The sequence below is a fragment of the Burkholderia sp. ABCPW 111 genome (assembly GCF_000773065.1).
Taxonomy (GTDB): Bacteria; Pseudomonadota; Gammaproteobacteria; order Burkholderiales; family Burkholderiaceae; genus Burkholderia; species Burkholderia savannae.
This window is the reverse complement of the sequence record NZ_JPWT01000066.1, coordinates 113,573-137,860: the sequence shown is the minus strand read 5'-3', so window position 1 is coordinate 137,860 and position 24,288 is coordinate 113,573. Positions and strand designations below refer to the sequence as shown.

21 protein-coding genes are annotated in these 24,288 nt (G+C 68.8%); 15 read left to right on the top strand and 6 right to left on the bottom strand.

Features of this window, described 5'->3' with window-relative positions; all coding sequences use genetic code 11:
* The first annotated feature begins 240 nt into the window (after positions 1-240).
* The 10 genes from X946_RS13960 to X946_RS13915 all read left to right on the top strand — a co-directional run bounded on the left by X946_RS13960 (position 241) and on the right by X946_RS13915 (position 11,750).
* Complete coding sequence (locus tag X946_RS13960; protein ID WP_038748485.1) at positions 241-1,221, top strand: AAA family ATPase; 981 nt, start codon at positions 241-243, stop codon at positions 1,219-1,221.
* A gap of 71 nt (positions 1,222-1,292) precedes the next feature.
* Positions 1,293-2,405 carry an NAD(P)/FAD-dependent oxidoreductase gene (locus tag X946_RS13955; protein ID WP_081989565.1) on the top strand — a complete coding sequence of 371 codons (1,113 nt, stop codon included), beginning with the start codon at positions 1,293-1,295 and terminating at the stop codon, positions 2,403-2,405.
* A 143-nt stretch (positions 2,406-2,548) separates the two neighbouring features.
* Positions 2,549-2,863 carry a high-potential iron-sulfur protein gene (locus X946_RS13950; RefSeq protein WP_038748484.1) on the top strand — a complete coding sequence of 105 codons (315 nt, stop codon included), beginning with the start codon at positions 2,549-2,551 and terminating at the stop codon, positions 2,861-2,863.
* Positions 2,864-3,097: 234 nt separating this feature from the next.
* Positions 3,098-4,390 carry an MFS transporter gene (locus X946_RS13945; protein ID WP_038748482.1) on the top strand — a complete coding sequence of 431 codons (1,293 nt, stop codon included), beginning with the start codon at positions 3,098-3,100 and terminating at the stop codon, positions 4,388-4,390.
* 450 nt (positions 4,391-4,840) lie between these two features.
* The gene (locus X946_RS13940) at positions 4,841-6,469 is read left to right on the top strand and encodes an ABC transporter substrate-binding protein (RefSeq protein ID WP_038748480.1); all 1,629 of its coding nucleotides are present in this window, start codon (positions 4,841-4,843) and stop codon (positions 6,467-6,469) included.
* A 112-nt stretch (positions 6,470-6,581) separates the two neighbouring features.
* On the top strand, positions 6,582-7,592 hold the full coding sequence (locus tag X946_RS13935; protein WP_038748478.1) for an ABC transporter permease subunit: 1,011 nt from the start codon (positions 6,582-6,584) through the stop codon (positions 7,590-7,592).
* Between the two features lie 92 nt (positions 7,593-7,684).
* Positions 7,685-8,602, top strand: a complete 918-nt coding sequence (locus X946_RS13930; protein WP_038748476.1) for an ABC transporter permease subunit — start codon at positions 7,685-7,687, stop codon at positions 8,600-8,602.
* A gap of 1 nt (position 8,603) precedes the next feature.
* A complete protein-coding gene (locus X946_RS13925; RefSeq protein ID WP_038748474.1) occupies positions 8,604-9,596 on the top strand; it encodes an ABC transporter ATP-binding protein in 993 nt (330 codons plus the stop codon).
* A complete protein-coding gene (locus X946_RS13920; protein WP_038748472.1) occupies positions 9,593-10,609 on the top strand; it encodes a peptide ABC transporter ATP-binding protein in 1,017 nt (338 codons plus the stop codon). Before X946_RS13925 ends, X946_RS13920 begins: the two co-directional genes overlap by 4 nt.
* Positions 10,602-11,750, top strand: coding sequence for a TraB/GumN family protein (locus tag X946_RS13915; RefSeq protein WP_038748470.1), 1,149 nt, complete (start codon positions 10,602-10,604; stop codon positions 11,748-11,750). The genes X946_RS13920 and X946_RS13915 overlap by 8 nt, the downstream gene beginning before the upstream one ends.
* A gap of 514 nt (positions 11,751-12,264) precedes the next feature.
* Here the strand turns inward: X946_RS13915 and X946_RS13910 are convergent.
* From X946_RS13910 to pxpB, 5 genes are all read right to left on the bottom strand, one after another.
* A complete protein-coding gene (locus X946_RS13910; RefSeq protein WP_038748467.1) occupies positions 12,265-13,221 on the bottom strand; it encodes a DUF979 domain-containing protein in 957 nt (318 codons plus the stop codon).
* Positions 13,218-13,973, bottom strand: coding sequence for a DUF969 domain-containing protein (locus X946_RS13905; protein WP_038748636.1), 756 nt, complete (start codon positions 13,971-13,973; stop codon positions 13,218-13,220). The genes X946_RS13910 and X946_RS13905 overlap by 4 nt, the downstream gene beginning before the upstream one ends.
* Before the next feature lie 583 nt (positions 13,974-14,556).
* Positions 14,557-15,321: a 5-oxoprolinase subunit PxpA gene (pxpA, locus tag X946_RS13900; RefSeq protein WP_038748465.1), complete on the bottom strand. Its 765-nt coding sequence runs from the start codon at positions 15,319-15,321 to the stop codon at positions 14,557-14,559.
* A gap of 64 nt (positions 15,322-15,385) precedes the next feature.
* Complete coding sequence (locus X946_RS13895; protein WP_038748463.1) at positions 15,386-16,465, bottom strand: biotin-dependent carboxyltransferase family protein; 1,080 nt, start codon at positions 16,463-16,465, stop codon at positions 15,386-15,388.
* Positions 16,462-17,118: a 5-oxoprolinase subunit PxpB gene (pxpB, locus tag X946_RS13890; RefSeq protein WP_038748462.1), complete on the bottom strand. Its 657-nt coding sequence runs from the start codon at positions 17,116-17,118 to the stop codon at positions 16,462-16,464. Before pxpB ends, X946_RS13895 begins: the two co-directional genes overlap by 4 nt.
* Before the next feature lie 149 nt (positions 17,119-17,267).
* Here pxpB and X946_RS13885 point away from each other — a divergent pair, with 149 nt between their 5' ends.
* Positions 17,268-17,780, top strand: a complete 513-nt coding sequence (locus X946_RS13885; RefSeq protein WP_038748460.1) for a winged helix DNA-binding protein — start codon at positions 17,268-17,270, stop codon at positions 17,778-17,780.
* A gap of 124 nt (positions 17,781-17,904) precedes the next feature.
* On the opposite strand, the gene X946_RS13880 is transcribed toward X946_RS13885, so the two are convergent.
* Positions 17,905-18,501 (bottom strand): 5-formyltetrahydrofolate cyclo-ligase, encoded by a 597-nt coding sequence (locus X946_RS13880; protein WP_038748458.1) that lies wholly within the window; start codon positions 18,499-18,501, stop codon positions 17,905-17,907.
* Between the two features lie 21 nt (positions 18,502-18,522).
* Here X946_RS13880 and X946_RS13875 point away from each other — a divergent pair, with 21 nt between their 5' ends.
* The 4 genes from X946_RS13875 (at position 18,523) to X946_RS13860 (ending at position 23,503) form a co-directional block, all read left to right on the top strand.
* Positions 18,523-20,478 carry a lytic transglycosylase domain-containing protein gene (locus tag X946_RS13875; RefSeq protein WP_038748456.1) on the top strand — a complete coding sequence of 652 codons (1,956 nt, stop codon included), beginning with the start codon at positions 18,523-18,525 and terminating at the stop codon, positions 20,476-20,478.
* A 115-nt stretch (positions 20,479-20,593) separates the two neighbouring features.
* Positions 20,594-21,553 carry a complex I NDUFA9 subunit family protein gene (locus X946_RS13870; RefSeq protein ID WP_038748454.1) on the top strand — a complete coding sequence of 320 codons (960 nt, stop codon included), beginning with the start codon at positions 20,594-20,596 and terminating at the stop codon, positions 21,551-21,553.
* Between the two features lie 64 nt (positions 21,554-21,617).
* Positions 21,618-22,265 (top strand): glutathione S-transferase family protein, encoded by a 648-nt coding sequence (locus X946_RS13865; protein ID WP_038748452.1) that lies wholly within the window; start codon positions 21,618-21,620, stop codon positions 22,263-22,265.
* Positions 22,262-23,503 carry a multifunctional CCA addition/repair protein gene (locus X946_RS13860; protein WP_038748450.1) on the top strand — a complete coding sequence of 414 codons (1,242 nt, stop codon included), beginning with the start codon at positions 22,262-22,264 and terminating at the stop codon, positions 23,501-23,503. Before X946_RS13865 ends, X946_RS13860 begins: the two co-directional genes overlap by 4 nt.
* Positions 23,504-24,288: the final 785 nt, after the last annotated feature.

Sequence of the window (24,288 nt, the reverse complement as noted above, 5' to 3'; positions counted from 1 at the left end):
CGCGAGCGGCGAATGCGGCGGCGGCGCGCGCCGCGCGCGCACGCGTTGCGGACCGCGGTTTGCGGCGCGATGCGCACGACGTGAACTCACGATCATACGCGCGGCGCGTGCCGCGTGCAGCATCGCGGGCATGTTAGCAGCAGCCCCAGACGGCTGCTCGCTTGCAGTGGACGCCGGGCTGGCTACACTGAAATCGAAGGGGTCTGATGGGCAGGCAGCAGTAGCAAGGCGAGGTGGGCGATGACGACGGCGATGGTGAAACAGGAACTGGCGGTGGCGTCGTTCAGCACGGTCTACGATCTGGACCGTGTCGAGACGGCGCTGAACGATCTGAACGAAGGTGCGAGCGATGCGCTGCGCGCGACCTACGAGAAGATGCTGAAGACGGGCAATCTGCGCTTTTGCGTGAAGCCGACGCGGATGCCCGCATTCGATTCGCTCGCGGAGGAATTGCCGAACTTCGCCGAGCTGCTCGACGACGTGCGCAAGCAGGTGGCGCTCTGCCTGGAAACCGACGACCGCCTCGAATTGATGCCGATCCTCCTGCTCGGCGAGCCGGGCATCGGCAAGACGCATTTCGCGAAGGCGCTCGCGAAGATGCTCGGGACCGCTTACCACTACGTGCCGATGAGCTCGCTCACGGCGGGCTGGGTGCTCTCGGGCGCGTCGTCGCAGTGGAAGAACGCGAAGCCGGGCAAGGTGTTCGATGCGCTCGTCAACGGCTGCTACTCGAACCCCGTGATCGCGATCGACGAGATCGACAAGGCGGGCAGCGACGCGCAGTACGATCCGCTCGGCGCGCTGTATGCGCTGCTCGAGCACGACACCGCGTGCGCGTTCGTCGACGAATTCGCCGAGGTGCCGATCGACGCGGGCAACGTGATCTGGATCGCGACCGCGAACGACGCGAGCGCGATTCCCGAGCCGATCATGAACCGGATGAACGTCTACGAGATCGAGCCGCCCGACGCGTCGGGCGCGCGCCGCATCGCGCAGACGATCTACGGCGAGATCCGCAACGCGCATGCGTGGGGAAGGCGCTTTCCCGACGCGCTCGGCGACGATGCGCTCGACGTGCTCGCCGCGATGCAGCCGCGCACGATGCGCCGCGTGCTGCTGCACGCGTTCGGCGCGGCGCGGCTCGACGGGCGCGACGCGATCGCGCCGCACGACATCCGCACCGGCGAGAGCGCGGGGCGCCGCCGGCCGATCGGCTTTTGACGGGCGCCACGCGCACACGCTTCGCGCGACGTACAATCGTATGTCCTGCCTTCGAAGCGTGAGCGACGCGAATGACGATGGAGCGGATTGACTGTGTGGTGATCGGCGCCGGCGTGGTCGGCCTCGCGATCGCGCGCGAGCTGGCCGCGCGCGGACGCGAGACGCTGATCCTGGAGGCGGCCGACGCGATCGGCACGGGCACGAGTTCGCGCAACAGCGAGGTGATCCACGCGGGGCTCTACTATCCGCGCGGATCGCTGAAGGCGTCGCTGTGCGTGCACGGGCGCGACCTGCTGTACGACTTCTGCGAGACGCACCACGTGCCGCACCGGCGCTGCGGCAAGCTCGTCGTCGCGACGTCGCCTTCGCAGGTGAAGCAGCTGAAGGCGATCGCCGCGCGCGCGGAGGAAAACGGCGTGCTCGATCTGCTCACGCTGTCGCGCGACGAAGTGCAGGCGCTCGAGCCCGAGCTCGAATGCATCGAGGCGCTGTTCTCGCCGAGCACGGGCATCGTCGACAGCCATCAGCTGATGCTCGCGCTGCTCGGCGACGCCGAGCGCGGCGGCGCGTCGTGCGCGCTGCGCTCGCCCGTCGAATCGATCGACGCGGCGGGCGGCGGCTTCGTCGTGCGCGTCGGCGGCGCAACGCCGACCGAAGTCGAAGCCGCATGCGTGATCAACAGCGCGGGGCTCGGCGCGCAGGCGCTCGCGAGGCGCGTTCGCGGGCTCGATTCGCGCTGGGTGCCGCCCCTTTATCTCGCGCGCGGCAATTACTTCAGCCTAGCCGGCCGCGTGCCGTTCGCGCATCTCGTCTATCCGGTTCCGGACCGGGCCGGGCTCGGCGTGCATCTGACGCTCGATCTCGCCGGGCAGGCGCGCTTCGGGCCCGACGTCGAATGGATCGACGCGCTGCGCTACGACGTCGATCCGCGCCGGGCAGAAGCGTTCTACACGTCGATCCGCTCGTATTGGCCGGGATTGCCCGACGGCTCGCTGCAGCCGGCGTACGCGGGCATCCGCCCGAAAGTCGCCGGGCCGGGCGAGCCCACCGCCGATTTCGTGATCCAGGGCGTCGCGCAGCACGGCGTGCGCGGGCTCGTGAACCTGTTCGGCATCGAGTCGCCCGGGCTCACCGCGGCGCTCGCGATCGCGCAGCGCGTCGGCGAAATGGCCGCGCGCACGTAGCATGCGTAGGTTGCATGACGATTTCTTGTTTTCGATTGGCTTATCTTCGGAATTACCCGCGTCACATTTGGGTGCATGAGCGGTATGCTTGTGCGCTGCTGCCGCTAGAGCAGCGACAACCCACAATGTTGGAGCGAATTCCCATGAAAACGTCCCGCCGGAGTTTCCTGATCACGAGCGTCGGGGCCGTGTCGGCGCTCGCGCTCACGCGCGAAGCGTTCTCGGCCGATCTGCCGATGCTGTCCGAAAGCGATCCGACTGCCGTCGCGCTCGGCTACAGGGCCGACGCCACCAAGGTCGACAAGGCGAAGTTCCCGAAGTACGCGGCAGGCGAAGCCTGTTCGGGCTGCATGCTGTATCAGGGCAAGAAAGGCTCGGCGTCGGGCCCGTGCGGCGCGTTCCCCGGCAAGCAGGTGGCGGCGAAGGGCTGGTGCAACGCGTTCACGAAGATGGCATGACGCAAACCTGAAGCGGCGCGCGGCGGTCTCGCGCCGGCGCGCCGCGTCGCATCGAAGTGCAAAACGCCCGCCGTCCGACGACGGCGGGCGTTTTTTATTGCTTGAAATCGATTCCTCCGCTTTCTACACTCGCTCAACGGCAGTCGGCGCGGCCTCCGCCTTTTTTCGGCGGCGATATCGGCGCGCGACGCACGACGACATCACACAAAGGCACGACGACAGCGAGGGGCGAGGATGGCATCCGTTGCGGCTTCGACGAAAACGGCGGGACAGGCGCTGAACCGGCGCGCGGTGGTGGCGGCCGTGATCGGCAACGCGCTCGAGTGGTACGACTTCATCGTCTTCAGCTTCATGACGGTCGTGATCGCCGAGCTGTTCTTTCCGACCAGCCGCGAGTATTCGTCGCTGCTCCTCACGACCGCGACGTTCGGCGTCGCCTTCTTCATGCGGCCGATCGGCGGCATCGTGCTCGGCCTCTACGCGGATCGCGCGGGGCGCAAGGCGGCGCTGTCGCTCGTGATCCTGATGATGACGTTCGGCATTCTCCTGATCGCGATCGCGCCGCCCTACGCGGCGATCGGCATCGGCGGGCCGCTCCTCATCGTGCTCGGACGCCTGCTGCAAGGCTTCTCCGCGGGCGGCGAATTCGGCAGCGCAACCGCGCTCCTGATCGAAGCGGCGCCGTTCTCGCGGCGCGGCTACTACGGCAGCTGGCAGATGGCGAGCCAGGCGGCGGCGCTGCTGTTCGGCTCGCTCGTGGGCGCGGCCGTCACGCGCGGCCTGTCGACCGAGGCGCTGCACGCATGGGGCTGGCGCGTGCCGTTCCTGCTCGGGCTCGTGATCGGGCCGGTCGGCTTCTACGTGCGCCGCCATCTCGTCGATTCCGAAGCGTTCCTGCATGCGCGCGCACGCGGGCGGCGCGTGACGCTTCGCGACGTGTTCGCGCAGCACGGGCGCGCGGTGACGTGCGGGCTCGGCGCGGTGATCGCGCTCACCGTGACCGTCTACGTGCTCATCAGCTATCTGCCGACGTTCGCCGTCAAGCAACTGAAGCTGCCTTACGCGCAGTCGTTCTACGCCGTGATCGTCGGCAATCTGCTGTTGACGGTGCTGTCGCCCGTCGCGGGCGCATGGTCCGACCGGATCGGGCGCAAGGGGCTGTCGCTGTGGGCGCTCGGGCTGACGCTCGTGATGATCTATCCGCTCTTCCTCTGGCTCGACGCGTCGCCGAGCATCGCGCGGCTGATTCTCGTGCAGGCGATCCTGTCGGTGACGCTCGCCGGCTACTACGGACCGTTCGGCGCGATGATCGCCGAGCTCTTTCCGGCGAGCGCGCGTTCGACGGGCCTGTCGCTCGCGTATAACGTCGCGGTGATGGTGTTCGGCGGTTTCGGGCCGTTCATCGTCACGTGGCTCGTCAAGACGACGGGCACGCCGCTGGCGCCGACCTATTACGTGATGGCGGGGCTCGCGCTGTCGTTCGTCGCGGTCGCGTTCGTGCCGGCGAGAAGCGCCGATCTCGATTGACGGCGGCGGGCCGCGCGGCTGATGTGCGGCTGATGTGCGGTCGATACGTGGCCGATGCGTGGCCGATGCGCGGCTGATACGCGGCTGATACGCGGCTGATACGCGGCTGATACGCGGCTGATACGCGGTCGATACGCGGTCGATACGCAAGACGTCGGCGCGAACGCGCGCCAATAAAAATCGCGCAATCCGTATCAGTCACGTATCGAACCCGATTCATCGCCGAAGACCGTTACGAAAAAACGAAGATATCAGGGATAACGCTGATCGCGGCGAATCGTGCCGAATGAGCTCGGCGGCGCACGCGCCGCGCGCGGCCCGGCAGCGCGTTTCGCGATCGCGCGCGCATGACGAATGGTTTTTTCTCCAGCTTGTTCCTCTTACGAAAGCTCAAGTAATATCCGCGTACGCTGGCCTAGGCCGGCCTTGAACTGGAGACCTGGAGGAAACATGGAACATAATCGTCTGTTGCGCGCGCTGCGTGTTACCGCCATCGCGGGCGTCGCAGCGGCATCGTTCGGCGTCGCGGGCTCTGCATTCGCACAGATCCCGAACAAAACGCTCGTCTACTGCTCAGAAGGCAGCCCGGCGGGCTTCGATTCCGCGCAATTCACGACGGGCGTCGATTTCACCGCGTCGACGTTCCCGATCTACAACCGCCTCGTCGAATTCGAGCGCGGCGGCACGAAGGTCGAGCCCGGCCTCGCCGAGAAGTGGGACATTTCGTCCGACGGCAAGATCTATACGTTCCATCTGCGCCACGGCGTCAAATTCCATAACACCGATTTCTTCAAGCCGACGCGCGAATTCGACGCGGACGACGTCGTATTCACGTTCGAGCGGATGCTCGATCCGAACCAGCCGTTCCGCAAGGCCTATCCGGTGTCGTTCCCGTACTTCACCGACATGGGCCTCGACAAGCTGATCGTCAAGATCGAAAAGGTCGATCCGTACACGGTGCGCTTCACGCTGAAGGAGCCGAACGCGCCGTTCATCCAGAACCTCGCGATGGAGTACGCGTCGATCCTCTCCGCCGAATACGCGGATCAGCTGATGAAGGCGGGCAAGGCGGCCGACATCAACCAGAAGCCGATCGGCACGGGCCCGTTCATCTTCCGCAGCTACACGAAGGACGCGACGATCCGATTCGACGGCAATCCTGATTATTGGAAGAAGGGCGCGGTGAAGATCTCGAAGCTGATCTTCTCGATCACGCCCGATCCGGGCGTGCGCGTGCAGAAGATCAAGCGCAACGAGTGCCAGGTGATGAGCTATCCGCGGCCCGCCGACATCGCGACGCTGAAGGCCGATGCGAACGTCGACATGCCGTCGCTGCCGGGCTTCAATCTCGGCTATCTCGCGTACAACGTGCAGCACAAGCCGGTCGACAAGCTCGAGGTGCGCCAGGCGCTCGACATGGCGATCAACAAGAAGGCGATTCTCGAATCCGTCTACCAGGGCGCGGGCCAGGCGGCGAGCGCGCCGATGCCGCCGACGCAATGGTCGTACGACAAGAACCTGAAGGCTGCGGCCTACGATCCGGCGAAGGCGAAGGCGCTGCTCGCGAAGGCGGGCTACCCGAACGGCTTCCCGATCACGCTGTGGGCGATGCCCGTGCAGCGCCCGTACAACCCGAACGCGAAGCTGATGGCCGAGATGATCCAGGCCGACTGGGCGAAGATCGGCGTGCAGGCGAAGATCGTCACGTACGAGTGGGGCGAGTACATCAAGCGCGCGCATTCGGGCGAGCACGACACGATGCTGATCGGCTGGAACGGCGACAACGGCGACCCCGACAACTGGCTCGGCACGCTGCTCGGCTGCGAGGCGGTGAAGGGCAACAACTTCTCCGAGTGGTGCTACAAGCCGTTCGACGAGCTCGTACAGAAGGGGCGCGTGACGACCTCGCAGGACGGCCGCACGAAGATCTACACGCAGGCGCAGCAGATCTTCGCGCAGCAGCTGCCGTTCTCGCCGATCGCGAACTCGACCGTCTATCAGCCGGTGCGCAAGAGCGTCGTCGACATGCGGATCGAGCCGCTCGGCTATGCGCGCTTCGACGGCGTCAGCGTGAAATAAGCGCGTTGGTGCGCCGTTAGGCCGACTGCACGATAATCACCGGCGACGGGGGGCCATGTGCTCCTCGTCGCCGGTCGCACATTTCCCCCCCAAGAAAATATCGAGAAGCGTCATGTTCCGATTCGTCTTGCGCCGCGTGGGCATGGTGATCCCGACTTTCATCGGCATCACGGTGCTCGCGTTCGCGCTGATTCATCTGATACCGGGCGACCCCATCGAAGTGATGATGGGCGAGCGCGGCGTCGATCCCGCAATGCATGCGGAGGCGTTGCATCGCCTCGGGCTCGACGAGCCGCTGCCCCTCCAGTACCTGCACTACGTCGGCCGCGCGCTGCACGGCGACCTGGGCATGTCGATCATCACCAACACGAGCGTGATGGGCGAGTTCCTCGCGCGCTTTCCCGCGACGGTCGAGCTGTCGGCCTGCGCGCTCGCGTTCGCGCTCGCCGTCGGGCTGCCGGCCGGCGTGTTCGCCGCGCTCAGGCGCGGCACGATCGTCGATCACGGCGTGATGGGCACGGCGCTCACCGGCTACTCGATGCCGATCTTCTGGTGGGGCCTCATCCTCATCATGGTGTTCTCGTCCACGCTCGGCTGGACGCCCGTGTCGGGCCGCATCGCGGTCGAGTACGAGATTCCCCATGCGACGGGCTTCATGCTGATCGACACGCTGCTCTCCGGCGAGGAGGGCGCGTTCGCGTCGGCGGTGAGCCATCTGATCCTGCCCGCGATCGTGCTCGGCACGATTCCGCTCGCGGTGATCGCGCGGATGACGCGCTCGTCGATGCTCGAAGTGCTGCGCGAAGACTACATCCGCACCGCGCGCGCGAAAGGGCTCTCGCCCGTGCGTGTCGTCGTCGTGCACGCGTTGCGCAACGCGCTGATCCCGGTCGTCACGGTGATCGGCCTGCAGGTCGGCACGCTGCTCGCGGGCGCGGTGCTCACCGAGACGCTGTTCTCGTGGCCGGGCGTCGGCAAGTGGCTCATCGACGCGATCGGACGGCGCGACTATCCGGTCGTGCAAGGCGGCATCCTGCTGATCGCGACGCTCGTGATCGTCGTGAATCTCGTCGTCGATCTGCTGTACGGCGTGTTGAACCCGCGCATTCGCCATACGAGGTAATCGAACATGCATCCCCACACTCGTATTCATCCGCTGCCCCGGCGCTCGACCGCCGCGGCCGCAATCGCGCGCGTGGCCACGCGGGAGGCGCAATGAGCGACATGCAAAACGCGATGCCGTCGCAGGGAGCGGCGCTCAGCGGCCGCGTGCTCGCGCTGCGCGAATTCTGGGCGAATTTCTCCCGCAATCGCGGCGCGGTCGGCGCGGGCGTCGTCGTGCTCGTGCTGGTCGTCGTCGCGCTGCTCGCGCCGGTGCTCGCGCCGCACAGCCCAATCGAGCAGTACCGCGACCACGTGAAGATTCCGCCCGCGTGGCTCGAGGGCGGCAACTGGCAATTCGTGCTCGGCACCGACGAAGCGGGCCGCGACATTCTCTCTCGCCTGATGTACGGCGCGCGGATGTCGTTCTGGATCGGCTTCGTGTCGGTCGTGCTCGCGCTGATTCCCGGCGTCGTGCTCGGGCTCGTCGCCGCGTTCTTCCAGAAGTGGGCCGACACGCCCGTGATGCGCGTGATGGACGTGCTGCTCGCGCTGCCGTCGCTGCTGCTCGCGGTCGCGGTCGTGGCGATCATCGGCCCGGGCTTGACCAACACGATGTTCGCGATCGCGATCGTCGCGCTGCCCGCGTACGTGCGCCTGACGCGCGCGTCGGCGCTGGGCGAGCTGCAGAAGGAGTACGTGACGGCGTCGCGCGTCGCGGGCGCGGGCACGCTGCGCCTGATGTTCTCGCAGGTGCTGCCGAACTGCACGGCGCCCCTCATCGTGCAGGCGACGCTCGGCTTTTCGTCGGCGATCCTCGACGCCGCCGCGCTCGGCTTCCTCGGCCTCGGCGTGCAGCCGCCGACGGCCGAGTGGGGCGCGATGCTCGCGTCGGCGCGCGATTACATCGACAATGCCTGGTGGATCGTCACGATGCCCGGCCTGTCGATCCTGATCTCGGTGCTCGCGATCAACCTGCTCGGCGACGGGCTGCGCGACGCGCTCGATCCCAAACTCAAACGGATGGCGTGACATGAGCGATTTATTGACCATCCGCAATCTCGCGGTGAACTTCAACGGGCTACCCGCGGTCGACAGGATCAACCTGTCCATCGCGCGCGGCGAAGTGGTCGGCGTGGTGGGCGAATCCGGCTCGGGCAAGAGCGTGACGATGATGGCGCTGATGGGCCTGATCGACGCGCCCGGCATCGTCACCGCCGACGAAATCGCGTTCGACGGCGTCGATCTGCTGAAGGCGAGCCCGAAGGCGCGCCGCGGGATCATCGGCAAGGACATCGCGATGGTGTTCCAGGACGCGCTGACGAGCCTGAACCCGAGCTACACGGTCGGCTATCAGATCAAGGAGGTGCTGAAGCTGCACGAGGGCCTGCGCGGCGACGCGCTGAACAAGCGCGCGCTCGAACTGCTCGACCAGGTCGGGATTCCCGATGCGAAGAACCGCATCGGCACGTTTCCGCACCAGATGTCGGGCGGCATGAACCAGCGCGTGATGATCGCGATGGCGGTCGCTTGCAATCCGAAGCTCCTGATCGCCGACGAGCCGACGACCGCGCTCGACGTGACGATCCAGGCGCAGATCATGGATCTGCTCGTCACGTTGCAGAAGGAGCGCGGGATGGCGCTCGTGCTGATTTCGCACGATCTCGCGGTCGTGTCGGAAGTCGCGCAGCGCGTCGCGGTGATGTACGCGGGCGAGATCATCGAGACGAATCGCGTGCCGGACATCTTCGCGCATCCGCATCATCCGTACACCGAAGCGTTGCTCGCGGCGATACCCGAGCACAACGCGGGCGCGAAGCGGCTCGCCGCGCTTCCCGGGATGGTGCCGGGCCGCGACGACCGGCCGAGCGGGTGCCTGTTCGCGCCGCGCTGCAAGTACGTCGTCGACGACTGCACGAAGGCGCGCCCCGCGCTCGCCGAGCTCGTGCCGGGCACCGGCATGCGCGTGCGCTGCATCAAGCCGCTCAATCTGCAAGCGGCGCATACGGAAGGAGGCGCGCGATGAACGCAGTCTACGAAACGCGCGAGTCCGCCGCGCGCGACGACATCGTGCTCGTCGCCGACCATCTCGCGAAGCACTACACGGTTCGGCGCGGGATGTTCGGGCACGGCACCGTGAAGGCGCTGAACGGCGTGTCGTTCTCGCTCGTGCGCGGCAAGACGCTCGCCGTCGTCGGCGAATCCGGCTGCGGCAAGTCCACGCTCGCGCGCCAGTTGACGATGATCGAGCAGCCGACGTCCGGGCATCTGTCGATCGACGGCCGCGACGTCGCGGGCGCGGATCGCGAGACGATCGCTGCGCTGCGCCGCCGCGTGCAGATGGTGTTCCAGAATCCGTTCGCGTCGCTGAATCCGCGCAAGACGGTCGAGCAGACGCTCGCCGAGCCGCTCGCGATCAACACGCATCTGACGGCCGCCGAGCGCGCGCAGCGAATCGCGCAAATCATGCGCACGGTGGGCTTGCGCCCGGAGCACGCGAAGCGCTATCCGCACATGTTCTCGGGCGGGCAGCGCCAGCGCGTCGCGATCGCGCGCGCGATGATCCTCGATCCGCAGATCGTCGTCGCCGACGAGCCGGTGTCCGCGCTCGACGTGTCGATTCAGGCGCAGATCCTGAATCTCTTCATGGATCTGCAGGAACAGTTCAAGACGAGCTACGTGTTCATCTCGCACAACCTCGCCGTCGTCGAGCACATCGCCGACGACGTGATGGTGATGTACTTCGGCAGCGTCGCGGAGCTCGGCGACAAGAAGACGATCTACGCGCGGCCGAGGCATCCGTATACGCGCGCGCTGATGTCGGCGACGCCCGCGATCTTCGAGGCGGACCGCAAGATCCAGATCAAGCTGCAGGGCGAGCTGCCGTCGCCGCTCAATCCGCCGTCGGGCTGCGCATTCCATCAGCGCTGCCCGTACGCGGTCGAGCGGTGTCGCGCCGAGGAGCCGAAGCTGCGCGAAGTCGACGGCCGGCTCGTGGCCTGCCATCGCGCCGAGGAGGTGGGGGAGGCGAATGCCTGAGGCAGTGGCGGCGCGCGAAGCCGCGCGCCGCTCGCGTAACGGCGTGCGGCGCGCGGCTTCGCGAGCCGCACGCAATCCCCGGCGCTGGCGCGCGCGTGCGCTCGCGGGCGCCGTGCTTGCCGGCGCGTGCGCGGCGGGCGGGCTCGCGTGGCCGACCGTCGGCGCGCTGGCGGCGGGCGGCGTCGCGGCCGCGCCGGTGCCGCAGTCGCCGATTCCGACGCCGAGCATGTTGCTGCCGGGCTTTCACGCGCCGCCGCCGTCGACGTCGAACGGCACCGTCGCGAGCGGCGCGGTGCGCACGCAGCCCGCGCGCATGCCGTTCTACGTCGCGACGAAGGGCAAGGTCACCGTCTACGTGCTCGGCACGCTGCACGTCGGCGAGCCTGCCGACTATCCGGCGAACCAGCCGTTTCGCCGCCCGATTCTCGCGGCGCTCGCCGCGTCGCCGACGCTCGCGCTCGAGCTGTCTCCCGACGATCTGCTCGAATCGCAGGACGACGTGTCGAAGTACGGCGTGTGCAACTATGCGTGCCTGCCGCGCCTGCTGCCGGGGCCCCTCTGGCAGAAGCTCGCGAACCGGCTGCGCGGCAATCCGGCCGCGCTCGCCGGCATCCGCCACATGCGGCCTTGGCTCGCGTCGCTCGTCGTCGAAACGTACGATTCGCTGTCGGCCGGCCTGCAGACCGAATACGGCACCGAGGCGCAATTGCAGAACGTGTTCCTGCGCAAAAAGGGCGGCAAGGTGGTCGGGCTCGAGACGCTCGCCGAGCAGATGCGCGCGTTCACGGGGCTCACGCTCGCGCAGCAGCGCGAGATGCTCGCGCAGGACATGGCGCAGACGCCCGCGCAGAACGCCGACGACGTGCGCGCGCTGCACCGCCTCTGGCGCATCGGCGATGCGGACGCGATCGCCGCATGGGCGAGCGCGAAGACGGAGCGGCTCACGCGCGTGCGATCGATCGCCGATTCGATCGACAACAAGATCGTCTACGAGCGCAACCGCCGTTTCGTCGCGCGCATGGCGGCGATCGCCGCGCCGAACAAGCCGCTTTTTGTCGCGATCGGCGCATTGCACCTGGGCGGGCCGAAGGGCGTGCTCGAGTTGCTGCGGCAGCAGGGCTATCGTGTCGACGCCGGGTGATCGGGAATTCCGAACGACTAGGGATTAACCCAAATTTTGCGGTGTTTGGCGAGCGGAGCGTGTTCCGACGATTGACACTCCGTGGGGCTAAATCTATTCTCCTTTCACCAAGTCGTAAAAAAGAAAATGCGCTACGGGGAACAATAAAAACAGCGCGGGGGTAGCGTTGCCGGCGCGCGTCGAGCGTGTCGGCAGCGGTTGTCTGCATGCACGACGGGGCCAATCACCACAACAAGCCAACATGCAGGCACATACGCCTACTCAATGGACGTTCCGCCGTTCGGCCGGGGGAAGCAGATGCGGGCGGCGGCGGACGCATTTTTTATCCAAAGCGTCGGGCTTCGTTGCGACGCGCGCGGCGGCTGACGGGCCGCTGCATCAAGCGGGCGGCCGCTGGCCGAACCGCTCGGCCGGTTAATCGGGCCGGTTAATCGGCCGGTCGATCGGCCGGTCGAAGAAAAAGCGCCCGAGGGCGCTTTTTTCATGGCCCGCATGCCCGCGCGCCCGCGCCCGTTCACCGAAACATCAGGATATTCAGCAGCACGATGTTCGCCGCGAGCAGCGCGAGCGCGGTCGGGATCTGCACCTTGATCACGCCGTTCTTGTCGGGCAGCTCGAGGAGCGCGGCGGGCACCATGTTGAAGTTCGCGGCCATCGGCGTCATCAGCGTGCCGCAGTAGCCGGAGAACATCCCGATCGCGACCATCACGGCCGGATCGCCATGGAACACGTTGACGAGGATCGGCACGCCCACGCCGCCCGTCATCACCGGAAACGCGGCGAAGCCGTTGCCCATCACCATCGTGAAGAGCGCCATGCCGATGCAGTACACCGCGACCGCGACGAACCGGTAGTCGAGGTTCACGTACGCCGTCGTCACGTGCGCGACCGCCTTGCCGACGCCCGCATCCGAGAACACGAGCCCGAGCATGCCGAGCATCTGCGGCAGCACGGCCGCCCACGACAGCGCGTCGATGAGGCGCCGCGCCTCCTGCAACGACTGGCCGACCGAATCGCGCGTGATCCGGCACGCGAAACCGAGCGCGATCACGCAGCCGATGCCGAAACCGATCAGCGTGACGTTTTTCGGATCGACGAGCGGCGCGCCGCCGACGTGCAGATGGCTCGCCGCGAGCGTGATCGCGACCGTCACGAACGGAATCGTGAGCGCGGGCACGAAGAGCCGGTTGCCGATGTGCGCGGCGCTCGCGCGGCGGATTTCGTCGGCCGGCAGCTTCGGCTTGGCCGCCGTCACGCCGCCGAAGCCCGCGATCAGCGCCATCGCGATCACGAGCGCGCCGACGAGCTCGACGGGCAGCGTGTCGCCGACGATGAAGACGAGCGCGTAGAGCAGCCAGAAGCCGCCCGTGGTGAAGCGGCGCGGGTGCGCGCGGTCGGTGACGATCGTCGCGCCGACGGCGAGCAGCACGAGGCCGACGAGCCAGAACAGGTAAGTAATCGTGAGCGTCATGCGCGGCCTCCGTGGTCGGCGGCGGTGGCGGCGGCGGCGGTGGCGGCGGTGAGCGGCGCGGCCAGCGCGCGCAGTTCGCGTTCGAGCCGGCGATCGAGAAGCCACAGCCGGAAGCCGTGGATCAGGAACGCGGATACGGCGGTCGGAATGCCCCAGAGCGCGACGTGCATCGGTTCCACCGCGATGCCCGCTTCCTTCAGGAACGTCACCATCAGCACGATCGCGCCGAACGCGACGAAGATGTCCTCGCCGAAGAAGAGGCCGACGTTGTCGGTCGCGGCGGCGAACGCGCGCAGCCGGTGGCGGATCGCGTCGGGCAGCGGACCGAAACGATTCTCGGTCGCGCCCTCGGCCATCGGCGCGATCAGCGGCCGCACCATCTGCGGATGGCCGCCGAGGCCCGTCAGGCCGACGGCCGCGGTCAGCTCGCGCACGAGCAGATAGATGATGAGAAGGCGTCCCGCCGTGGCCGCCCGGATGTTCGCGATCCACGCCTGCGCGCGCTCGCGCAGCCCGTGCCGTTCGAGGAGGCCGATCACGGCGAGCGGCAGCAGGAGGATGAGCGGGATGTTGCGGGTCTTGAGGAAGCCCGCGCCGATCGCGGCGAGAATCCGCTCGGGCGGGAAGTGCGCGCTCGCGGCCGTCGCGATCGCCGCGGTGGCGACGATCAGCATCGGATTGAAGCGCAGCGCGAAGCCGACAACGATCACGGCGACGCCGATCAGCGGCCATAGACTTACGGTGCCTTGCATGAACATTCTCCTGACATGGGTTGACGCGCGCCGTCTTGGAGCGGCGCGCGGGCGGCTTGCGATCGGCGCGCGGCCGGCGCGCCGATGGGCCTTTGCGGCTCTCGTGGCCGCTCGGGACTGCAGGGCGGGCGCGCGTTCGTTGCGCGCGTCCGCGCGATCCGGGCGAAGGCGGCTCGCGCGAGCATGCGCGCGCGCCGGCCTTCGCCGCGTCGGCGAATGGTTCTTGCGGCGGGCGCGGCCCGCCGCATGCAAGGTGTCGTGTGCGCCCGGCGCGTGGCGCGCGCCGGGCGGAGTTCATCGTTCGCGGCCGTTCGGCGCGCGGCGGCCGTCGGTCAGACGCCGGCCTGCTCGCGTCAGTCGTGCGCTGCGCCGCGATTTGCGCGATGCTCGGGCCCGCAGGGCGTCCCGCGCGTCGAGCCGCGCATCCGAATGCGCGCGATCGCGGCGAACCGTGTGCGCCGGGCCGGGTCGCTGCGCACACGCGCGCGCCGCCGGCCGGGCGTCGGACCTCGGGCCTCGAACCTCGAACCTCGAACCTCGAACCTCGAACCTCGAACCCTTCGGGCCTTTGAACCTAGCGCCCTTAAGCGCGCGCTCCCGCATGCTCCGCGCCCGGCGCGTGCATGTCGATGCCGGCCGCCTCGAGCGCCGCGCGAATTCGCCTGGCGAACGCGAGCGCGTGCGGACCGTCGCCGTGCAGACAGACCGTCTGCGCGTTGAGCGGCACCCATTCGCCTGTGACCGCGCGCACGCGCTGGCCGCGGACCATTTCGAGCGTGCGCGCGAGCATCTCGTCCTCGTCTTCGACGAACGCGCCCGGCTGGTTGCGCGGCACGAGCGAGCCGTCCGCGCGATAGCCGCGGTCGGCGAACACTTCCTCGACGGCGACGAGCCCGGCTTGCCGCGCGGCTTCGACGAAGCCGCTCTTCGCGAGGCCGAACACCGCGAGCGACGGATCGAAATCGTGGATCGCGGACACGACCGCGTCGGCGATCTCGGCGTCGCGCGCCGCCTGGTTGTACAGCGCGCCGTGCGGCTTCACGTGCGCGATGCGCCCGCCTTCCGCCTGCGCGATCGCGGACAGCGCGCCGAGCTGATACAGCACGCCCGCGTAAATTTCGCCCGCGGGCAAGTCCATTTCCTTGCGGCCGAAGTTCTCCGGATCGTGAAAGCTCGGATGCGCGCCGATCGACACGCCTTTTTCCACCGCCCAGCGCACGCAGTCGCGCATCGCCTGGGCGCCGCCCGCGTGCCAGCCGCACGCGATGTTCGCCGACGTGACGAGGTCGAGAAGCGCCTCGTCGGAGCCGCAGCCTTCGCCGAGGTCGGCGTTCAAATCGATTTCCATGATGTTTCTGCCTAAAGCGTTCGCGACCGGCCGGCCGCGCCGCGGCCCTCGGTCCTCCAGAATCTCATGCGGCCACCCCGCGCGCGGCGCGCGTGCGCTGCAGCGCCTCCTCGCGCATCTCGATCGCGATGTCGATCTGCCGCAGGTACGCGCGCTCGGCGGCGAGCGCGTCGCGCGCGGCCGCCGCCGTCACGCGGACGAAGCGGATCGGCAGGTTCAGGCGCGCCTGCGCGAGCTTCCAGAGGTCCGCGCGGATCACCGCGCCGATCCGCGGATAGCCGCCCGTCGTCTGCGCGTCGTTCATCAGCACGATCGGCTGGCCGTTGCCCGGCACCTGGATCGTGCCCGGCAGCACCGCGTGCGAGAGCAGGTCGCCCGATTCCGCGCGTTCGAGCTTCGCGCCCGAGAGCCGGTAGCCCATCCGGTTGCTGTTCGGCGTCACGATCCATTCCTCGTCCCAGAACGCCTGTTGCGCCGCCGGCGCGAAGCCCGCGTATTGCGGGCCGGGCAGCACGCGCACGGGCATCGCCCATGCGGCGTGCGTGTGCTTGTGGCGGCGCGGATGCTCGTCGACGCGCGCGAACGCACACCACGCGGGCGCCTTCACGCCGAACTCGGGCGCGTCGGGCGCGACGCACGCGGACGCGCCGGCGGGCGGCATGCCGACGGGCAGGCGATCGCCGTCGCGCAGCATGCGCCCGCCGAGGCCGCCGAAGCGCGACGCGAGATCGGTGCTGCGCGAGCCGAGCATCGGCAGCACGTCGATGCCGCCCGCCACGCACAGATAGCCGCGCATCCCACGCTTCGCGACGGGCAGCGCGAGCGTCTGGCCGGCCGCGACGGGCACGCTCCACCACGAGTAGACGGGCACGCCGTCGAGCGTCGCGCCGAACTCGGTGCCGGTGATCGCGACGCGTGTGGCGCGCGGAAAGCGGAACGACGCGGGGCCGAGCGTGATTTCGATCGCGGCGGCGTCCGGCCGGTTGCCGACGAGGCGATTGCCGACTTCGAGCGCGAGCGAATCGAGCGCGCCGCTTTGCGCGACGCCGAGATGGCGATAGCCGCGGCGGCCGAGATCCTGGATCGTCGAGAGCGGGCCGGCGCGCAGCACTTCGATGCCGCCTGTTCCTTGGCGTGAAGTCATCCGCTATGCACTCCTGCGACGGTGAAGCGCACGCGATCGCCCGGCTGCAGCAGCGTCGGCGGCGTGCGCGCGGGATCGAAGAGCGCGAGCGGCGTGCGGCCGATCAGCTGCCAGCCGCCCGGCGCGGCGGCCGGATAGATGCCCGTCTGCTCGCCGCCGATGCCGACCGAGCCGGCCGGCACTTCGAGCCGGGGCGCGGCGCGCCGCGGCGTGTGCAGCGAACCGTCGAGGCCGCCCATGTACGTGAAGCCCGGCTGGAAGCCGAGGAAGAACACGACGTAGGTGCCCGCCGAATGGCGCCGCACGACTTCGTCGCGCGCAAGCCCCGTGTGCTTCGCGACCGCGTCGAGATCGGGGCCGAACGCGCCGCCGTACTCGACGGGGATCTCGACCTCGCGCCTGCTTTCGGCGACCTGGTCCGCATCGCGCCACGCGGTCTTCATCAGTGGCGCGAGCGCGTCGGCCGTCGTCTCGAGCGGATCGAACACGATCGTCAGATTGTTCATGCCGGGCACGACGTCGACGACGTGCGGCCAGCCCGCCGCCGCGCTCGCGACCGCCCACACGCGGCGCTGGCATTCGAGCGTCGCGGGAGGGGGCGCCTCGCAGACGAGGGCGGTATCGCCAAGCGGATAGATGCGTGGAGTGATCATCGATGGCAAGCAAACGGCGTTGGGCCGGGTGAAGAATACATTATCAATAAAATGTCGATAACTTCTCGTCGAAAAATTTCGGCGGACGCCGCGCGGACGATCTTGGCGTACACTTTCGCGCACCTTCGCTCCACCTTCGCCGATTCGCCATGCAGCGTCATCCGACCAAGATCGTATCGTCCGAACATCTCGTTTCCGAGACGAGCGCGGAGCTGTCCGAGCTCGAATATGCGCTCATCATGGCGGGAAACGCGTTCAATCGCTGGATGGTCCGGTGCATGGCTGCTGCGGGGGCGAAGGACATGACGGCCGTCGAAGTGTCGCTGCTGCACCACGTGAGCCACCGGGACCGCAAGAAGAAACTCGCCGACATTTGCTTCGTGCTCAACATCGAGGACACGCACGTCGCGACGTATGCGCTCAAGAAGCTGGTAGCTAGAGGGTACGTAAAAAGCGAAAAGACAGGCAAGGAGGTGTTCTTTGAGGCGACCGGCGCGGGCCGCGCGCTCTGCCTCAAGTATCGCGACGTGCGCGAGCGCTGCCTGATCGAGACCCTGAAGGACAGCGGGCTCACGAACGAGCAGATCGGCGACGCCGCGCAACTGTTGCGCCACGCGTCCGGGTTGTACGACACCGCGGCGCGCGCGGCCGCTTCGCTCTAGGCGGGCTTGGCGGCGGCCCGACGGGCGGCGCGCCCGCGTGTCGGGCGCGTCGATATGTCGGCGTGTCGGGCTTGGCGGCCGCGTCAGGCGCGTCGATGTGCCGCCGTGCCGCCGTGTCGCCGCCTCAGTCGCCCGAGCGGTAACTCCGCGATTCGGTGACGATCCAGTCGAGCGGCAGATCGTGCGCTTCGCGCGGCAGCTCGCGCACCCCGCACGCGTCGTAGGCGAGCCCGACCGTCACGGGCCGCGCGGCGCCGGGCCACGCGGCGAGCGTGCGGTCGTAATACCCGCCGCCGTAGCCGAGCCGGAAGCAGCCGTGATCGAAGCCGACGCACGGAATCAGCAGCAGGTCCGGCACGAGCCGCGCGCCCGCCGCGGGCTCGGGAATCCGATGGCGGCCCTCGCGCATCGGCGCATCGGGCGTCCACGCGTGGAATTCGAGCGGCGTGCGGGGCTGGCCGATCACGGGCAGCGCGGCCTGCCGGCCCGCGTCGCCCGCGAGCCACGACGCGATCGCGTCGCGCGCGTCGAACTCGCCCGCGAGCGGCCAATAGAAGCCGACCGTGCGCGGCGCGCTGTCCGCGAGGATCGCGAGCACGCGCTGCGCGAGCGCGTCGTGCGCGAGCGCCGAGCGATTCGCGTCGAGGCGGCGCTGCGCAAGCGTTTCGCGCAGCGTTTGCTTCGGATTCGGCGCCGGGGCGCGTGCTATGCTTTCGCTCACTAGAGTGCTCCGTTCACAACGATGTCCACCAGCCTTTTTCGAGTATATCGCGCGGTCGCGGCGCCCCTTGTCGCCGCCGTGCTGGCCGTCGGGGCGGCCGCCTGCGCCGCGCAGACCGCCGACGAAGCGTCGTCGAACGACGATCAGGCCTTCGTCCAGCTGCGCGAAGCCGCGCGCAAGAACGATCCGGTGCGCGCCGCGCAACTCGCGGCGACGATCCCGAATTATCCGGCGCCGTCGTATCTCGAATACTTCCAGATCAAGCCGCAGCTGTTCGATTCGTCGGGCCATGCGCGGCTCGACGCGCCCGACGCGCCGGTGCTGTCGTTCCTGTCGCGCTACGACGGCCAGGCGATCGCCGACCGGATGCGCAACGATTACCTGCTCGTGCTCGGCGCGCGCCACGACTGGCGCAATTTCGACGAGCAATACAAGCGCTTCGTGCTCGACGACGACACGCAGGTCAAGTGCTATTCGCTCGAATCGCGCGCGGCGCACGGCGAGAACGTCGCGGACATGGCGCGCGAGCTGCTCGTCGAGCCGAAGTATTACGGCGACGCGTGCGTCGATCTCATCACCGCGCTCGCGGCGAACCAGCAGTTCTCGAGCGACGACGTGTGGGCGCAGGTGCGCCTCGCGTACGAGCAGAACTACACGACGCTCGGCGGCAAGATCGCCGACGCGCTCGGCCCGCGCCCGGCCGCCTTCGACCAGGTGACGAGCGCGCCGCCGCTCTTCCTCGCGCGCGGCGTCGGCGCCGACGCGGCGTCGCGGCAGCTCGCGCTCGTCGCGATCACGCGGATGGCGCGCAACGATCCGGAGGCGGCGGCGGGCCAGCTCACGTCGCTCGCGTCGACGCTGTCGGCCGCCGAGCAGGCGATCGGCTGGGGCGAGATCGGCTATCAGGCGGCGGTGAAGCGCTTGCCGCAGGCGTCGTCGTGGTATCGCAAATCGATGGACGCGCCGCTCTCGAATTCCGCGTACGAGTGGCGCGTGCGCGCGGCGCTGCTCGCGGGCGACTGGCCGATGGTGCGCCGCTCGATCGACCAGATGCCCGAGCGGCTGCGCGACGACACGACGTGGATCTACTGGCGCGGCCGCGCGCTGAAGGAGACGGGCGACACGCTGAAGGCGAACCAGGAATTCGAGCGGATCGCCGGGCAGTTCAACTTCTACGGCCAGCTCGCGGGCGAGGAGCTCGGCCAGAAGACGGTGATCCCGCCGCGCACGAAGGTGACGGACGCCGAGATCGACGCGATGAGCAAGGTGCCGGGCTTCGCGCTCGCGCAGCGCTTCTACGCGCTCAATCTGCGGCTCGAGGGCAATCGCGAATGGAACTGGTCGCTGCGCGGGATGACCGATCGGCAACTGCTCGCGGCGGCTGAGTACGGCAAGCGCGTCGACCTGCTCGACCGCACGGTCAACACGGCCGATCGCACGACGGCCGAGCACGATTTCTCGCTGCGCTATCCGTCGCCGTACCGCGACGTCGTCGAGCGCTACGCGCAGACCAACGGGCTCGACATCGAATGGGCGTACGGGCTGATCCGCCAGGAGTCGCGCTTCATCACGAACGCGCGCTCGTCGGTGGGCGCGGGCGGCCTGATGCAGCTGATGCCGGCAACCGCGCAGCTCGTCGCGAAGAAGCTCGGCCTCGGCACGGTCACGCGCGCGCAGATGCACGACATCGACACGAACGTGCAGCTCGGCACCTGGTATTTGTCCGACATCTATCAGAAGTTCGACAACTCGGCGGTGCTCGCGACGGCGGGCTACAACGCCGGGCCGGGCCGGCCTGCCCAGTGGCGGCAGGCGCTCGCGCGGCCGGTCGAGGGCGCGATCTTCGCCGAGACGATCCCGTTCAACGAGACGCGCGATTACGTGAAGAACGTGCTGTCGAACGAGACGTACTATGCGGCGCTCTTCGAGAAGAAGCCGCAGTCGCTGAAGGCTCGCCTCGGCTTCATCGCGCCGTGACGCGCGCCGCGCGTGAGCGTCGCGCAAGCGCAAGCGTTTTGCGGGCGTAGCCGGGGTTTCGTGTGGGTTTCGCCGCCGCGCGTCGCGCGGCGGCGCGCTTTGGTGGGGCACGATCATGCAGGGCCAGACCATCGCCGTACTCGGCGGCACGGGCTTCATCGGCAGCCGCCTCGTCAACACGCTCGTCGAAGCGGGCGCGCGCGTGCGGATCGCGACGCGCCGCCGCGAGCATGCGCGGCATCTCGCGATGCTGCCCGTCGACATCGTCGAGCTTTCCGCCTTCGACGTGCGCGCACTTGCGCGCTTCGTGGCGGGCGCGAGAGCGGCCGTCGATCTCGTCGGCGTGCTGCACGGCGGGCGCGGCACGCCGTACGGCGAGGGCTTCGAGCGGCTGCACGTCGCGCTGCCCGCGGCGCTCGCAGCGGCGTGCATCGAAGCGCGCGTGCCGCGCGTGCTCCACGTGAGCGCGCTCGGCGCCGATCCGCGCGCGCCCAGCATGTACCTGCGCTCGAAAGGCGACGGCGAGGCCGCGCTGCACGCGCAGGCCGCGGCGGGCGCGCTCGGCGTCACGGTGTTCCGGCCGTCGATCGTGTTCGGCCCGGGCGACGCGTTCCTCAATACGTTCGCGCGGCTTCAGCGGATCTTTCCGGTGGTGCCGCTCGCGATGCCCGATGCGCTGATGCAGCCGATCTACGTCGGCGACGTCGCGCAGGCGATCGCGAACGCATGCGCGCGCGACGCGACGCGCGGCAAGACCTACGAGCTCGGCGGGCCGCGCACGTATCGGCTCGAGGAGCTCGTGCGCTATGCGGGCCGGCTCGTCGGCCGCCACGCGCGAATCGTCCGGCTGCCCGACGCGCTTGCGCGGCTGCAAGCCTGCGTGTTCGAGATGCTGCCGGGCGAGCCGCTCATCACGCGCGACAATCTCGCTTCGCTGTCGGTGCCGAGCGTGATGACGGGACCGATCTCGCCCGAGCTCGGGATCACGCCCGCGAGCCTCGAAAGCATCGCGCCGACCTACATCGGCGACGCCGCGCTGCGCTCGCGCTTTTCCGGCTGGCGCTCGCGCCGGTGAGCATCCGCAACGATGGCGGCCGCCGCCGGTCGGCCGGACAATCGACAACTACAGGAAGAACCCCATGAAACTCGTGATCGGAGACAAGAACTACTCGTCGTGGTCGATGCGCCCGTGGGTGCTGATGAAGCACTTCGCGATTCCGTTCGACGAAGTGATGATCGGGCTGCGCCTCGACGACACGACGGCGCGTATCCGCGCGCACTCGCCGTCCGGCAAGGTGCCGTGCCTCGTCGACGACGACGGCGGCGCGGTCTGGGATTCGCTCGCGATCCTCGAAACGCTCGCCGAGCGCTTCCCGCAATACGCGCTGTGGCCGCGCGACCCGGCCGCGCGGGCGCAGGCGCGCAGCGTGTGCGCCGAGATGCACGCGGGTTTCGGCGCGCTGCGCAGCGACATGCCGCTCAACGTGCGCGAATCGCACCCGGGGCGTGGCGCGACGCCCGCCGCGCTTGCCGACGTCGCGCGCATCGACGAGCTGTGGCGCACCTGTCTCGCCGCGTCGGGCGGCCCGTTCCTGTTCGGCGAGTTTTCGATCGTCGATGCGATGTACGCGCCCGTCGTGCTGCGCTTCAAGACGTACGAGCCGCCGCTGTCGGCCGAAGCGAGCGCTTATGCCGCGCGCGTCGCCGAGCTGCCGGCCGTGCGCGAATGGATCGAGGGCGCGCGCGGCGAAACCCGTGTGATCGACATCTACGGGCCGTCGCGATGAATGTCTACGCGGTGGGCGGCGCGATCCGCGACGAATTGCTCGGCCTGCCGGTGCGCGACCGCGACTACGTCGTCGTCGGCGCGACGCCCGAGCAGATGGCCGCGCAAGGCTTCAAGCCGGTGGGCAAGGATTTTCCGGTGTTCCTGCACCCGGACACGCACGAGGAATACGCGCTCGCGCGCACCGAGCGCAAGACGGCGGCCGGCTATCACGGCTTCCGGTTCCATTACGCGCCCGACGTGACGCTCGAGCAGGATCTCGCGCGGCGCGACCTGACGATCAACGCGATGGCGCGCGAAGTGAGCCCGGGCGGCGCGCTCGTCGGGCCGGTCGTCGATCCGTTCGGCGGGCAGGCGGACTTGCGCGCGAAGGTGTTCCGGCACGTCGGCGACGCGTTCGTCGAGGACCCGGTGCGGATTCTGCGCGTCGCGCGCTTCGCTGCGCGCTTCGCCGATTTTTCGGTCGCGCCGCGCACGGCCGTGCTGATGCGCGAGATGACCGAGGCGGGCGAGGTCGACGCGCTCGTGCCCGAGCGCGTGTGGCAGGAGCTCGCGCGCGGGCTGATGGAAGCGAAGCCCGCGCGGATGTTCGCGGTGCTGCGCGAATGCGGCGCGCTTGCGCGAATCCTGCCCGAGATCGACGCGCTGTTCGGCGTGCCGCAGCGCGCCGACTATCACCCGGAAGTCGATACCGGCGTCCACGTGATGATGGTGATCGATCACGCGGCGAAGCAGGGCTATTCGCTGCCCGTGCGCTTCGCGGCGCTCACGCACGATCTCGGCAAGGCGACGACGCCCGCCGACGTGCTGCCGCGCCACATCGGCCACGAGGGGCGCAGCGTCGAGCTGCTGAAGCCGCTGTGCGAGCGGCTGCGCGTGCCGAACGAGTGCCGCGATCTGGCGCTCGTCGTCGCGCGCGAGCACGGCAACCTGCATCGCGTGATGGAGATGGGCGCGGCCGCGCTCGTGCGGTTGCTCGAGCGCGCCGACGCGCTGCGCAAGCCCGCGCGCTTCGCCGAGGCGCTGCAGGCGAGCGAGGCCGATGCGCGCGGCCGCCTGGGCCTCGAGGCGACGCCCTATCCGCAGGCCGAGCGGCTGCGGCAGGCGCTCGTCGCCGCGCGCTCGGTCGACGCGGGCGCGATCGCGCAGGCTCACGCGGGCGAGCCCGCGAAGATCAAGGATGCGGTGCACGGGGCGCGCGTGCGCGCGGTCGCGGAGGCGATCGGGGAAGGGAGATGAATGCGGCGAGCGGCATCGGCGGCGAGCCCGCCGATCGGGCGCTTGCACCGATCCTTCAGCCGCGTTGCAGGTTGCTTGCGCGAGCGGCGCCGAAGCGAGGCGTCCCAATCTCGCAGAACCTCACCATCATTCGAGCGACCCCGTCGACCGTCGAACCGCCTTTTCGGCAGCCTCGGCCGACATGATCCATTCGACGATCGACAGTTCGCCGGGATGCGCCGATTGAACGCATGCCGGGCGCGGGCGCGCACAAGGCCGCGCGCGGGCGCGCCCAAGGCTGCGCGCGGGCGGCCGATCCGATTTCGGCGTAGACCGCCGATCACCGGCCCGTGGGGCGGGAAATGCGGGCCGATCGCCGCGCTGCGCCGGCGGCGCAGGGAACGGCGATCCAGGTCGCATCCTTCGCGCGCGACATCCGCAAGGCCATCGGCGGCCTGAAGGGCGATTTTTCACGGATACGGACCGGCGTCGTCGAATCGCCGCGCTTGCTGGCGCGCGAGAGCGCCCCGACGCACGGTCGCCTTGCGCCTGACGGCGCCCCGCCTCGCTTTGGCCGATCCGTTATCCGCTTGCATAGCGCGGCTCAATGAATCGGCGCGCGGCACGATCGGGCCGCATGATGAATCGATCATGCCGATTCATTCCGAAAGACTTGATTAAGGCGCGTATCGTTTCGCCCGCGGTATTCCGGATATCCCTCTTCATTGCGCAAACGAAATCTTTCCCGAATTGCGGTCCGGGGCGGACGGCTTCGTTATTCGCCTGTTTTCAGGCTCCGGCAATCG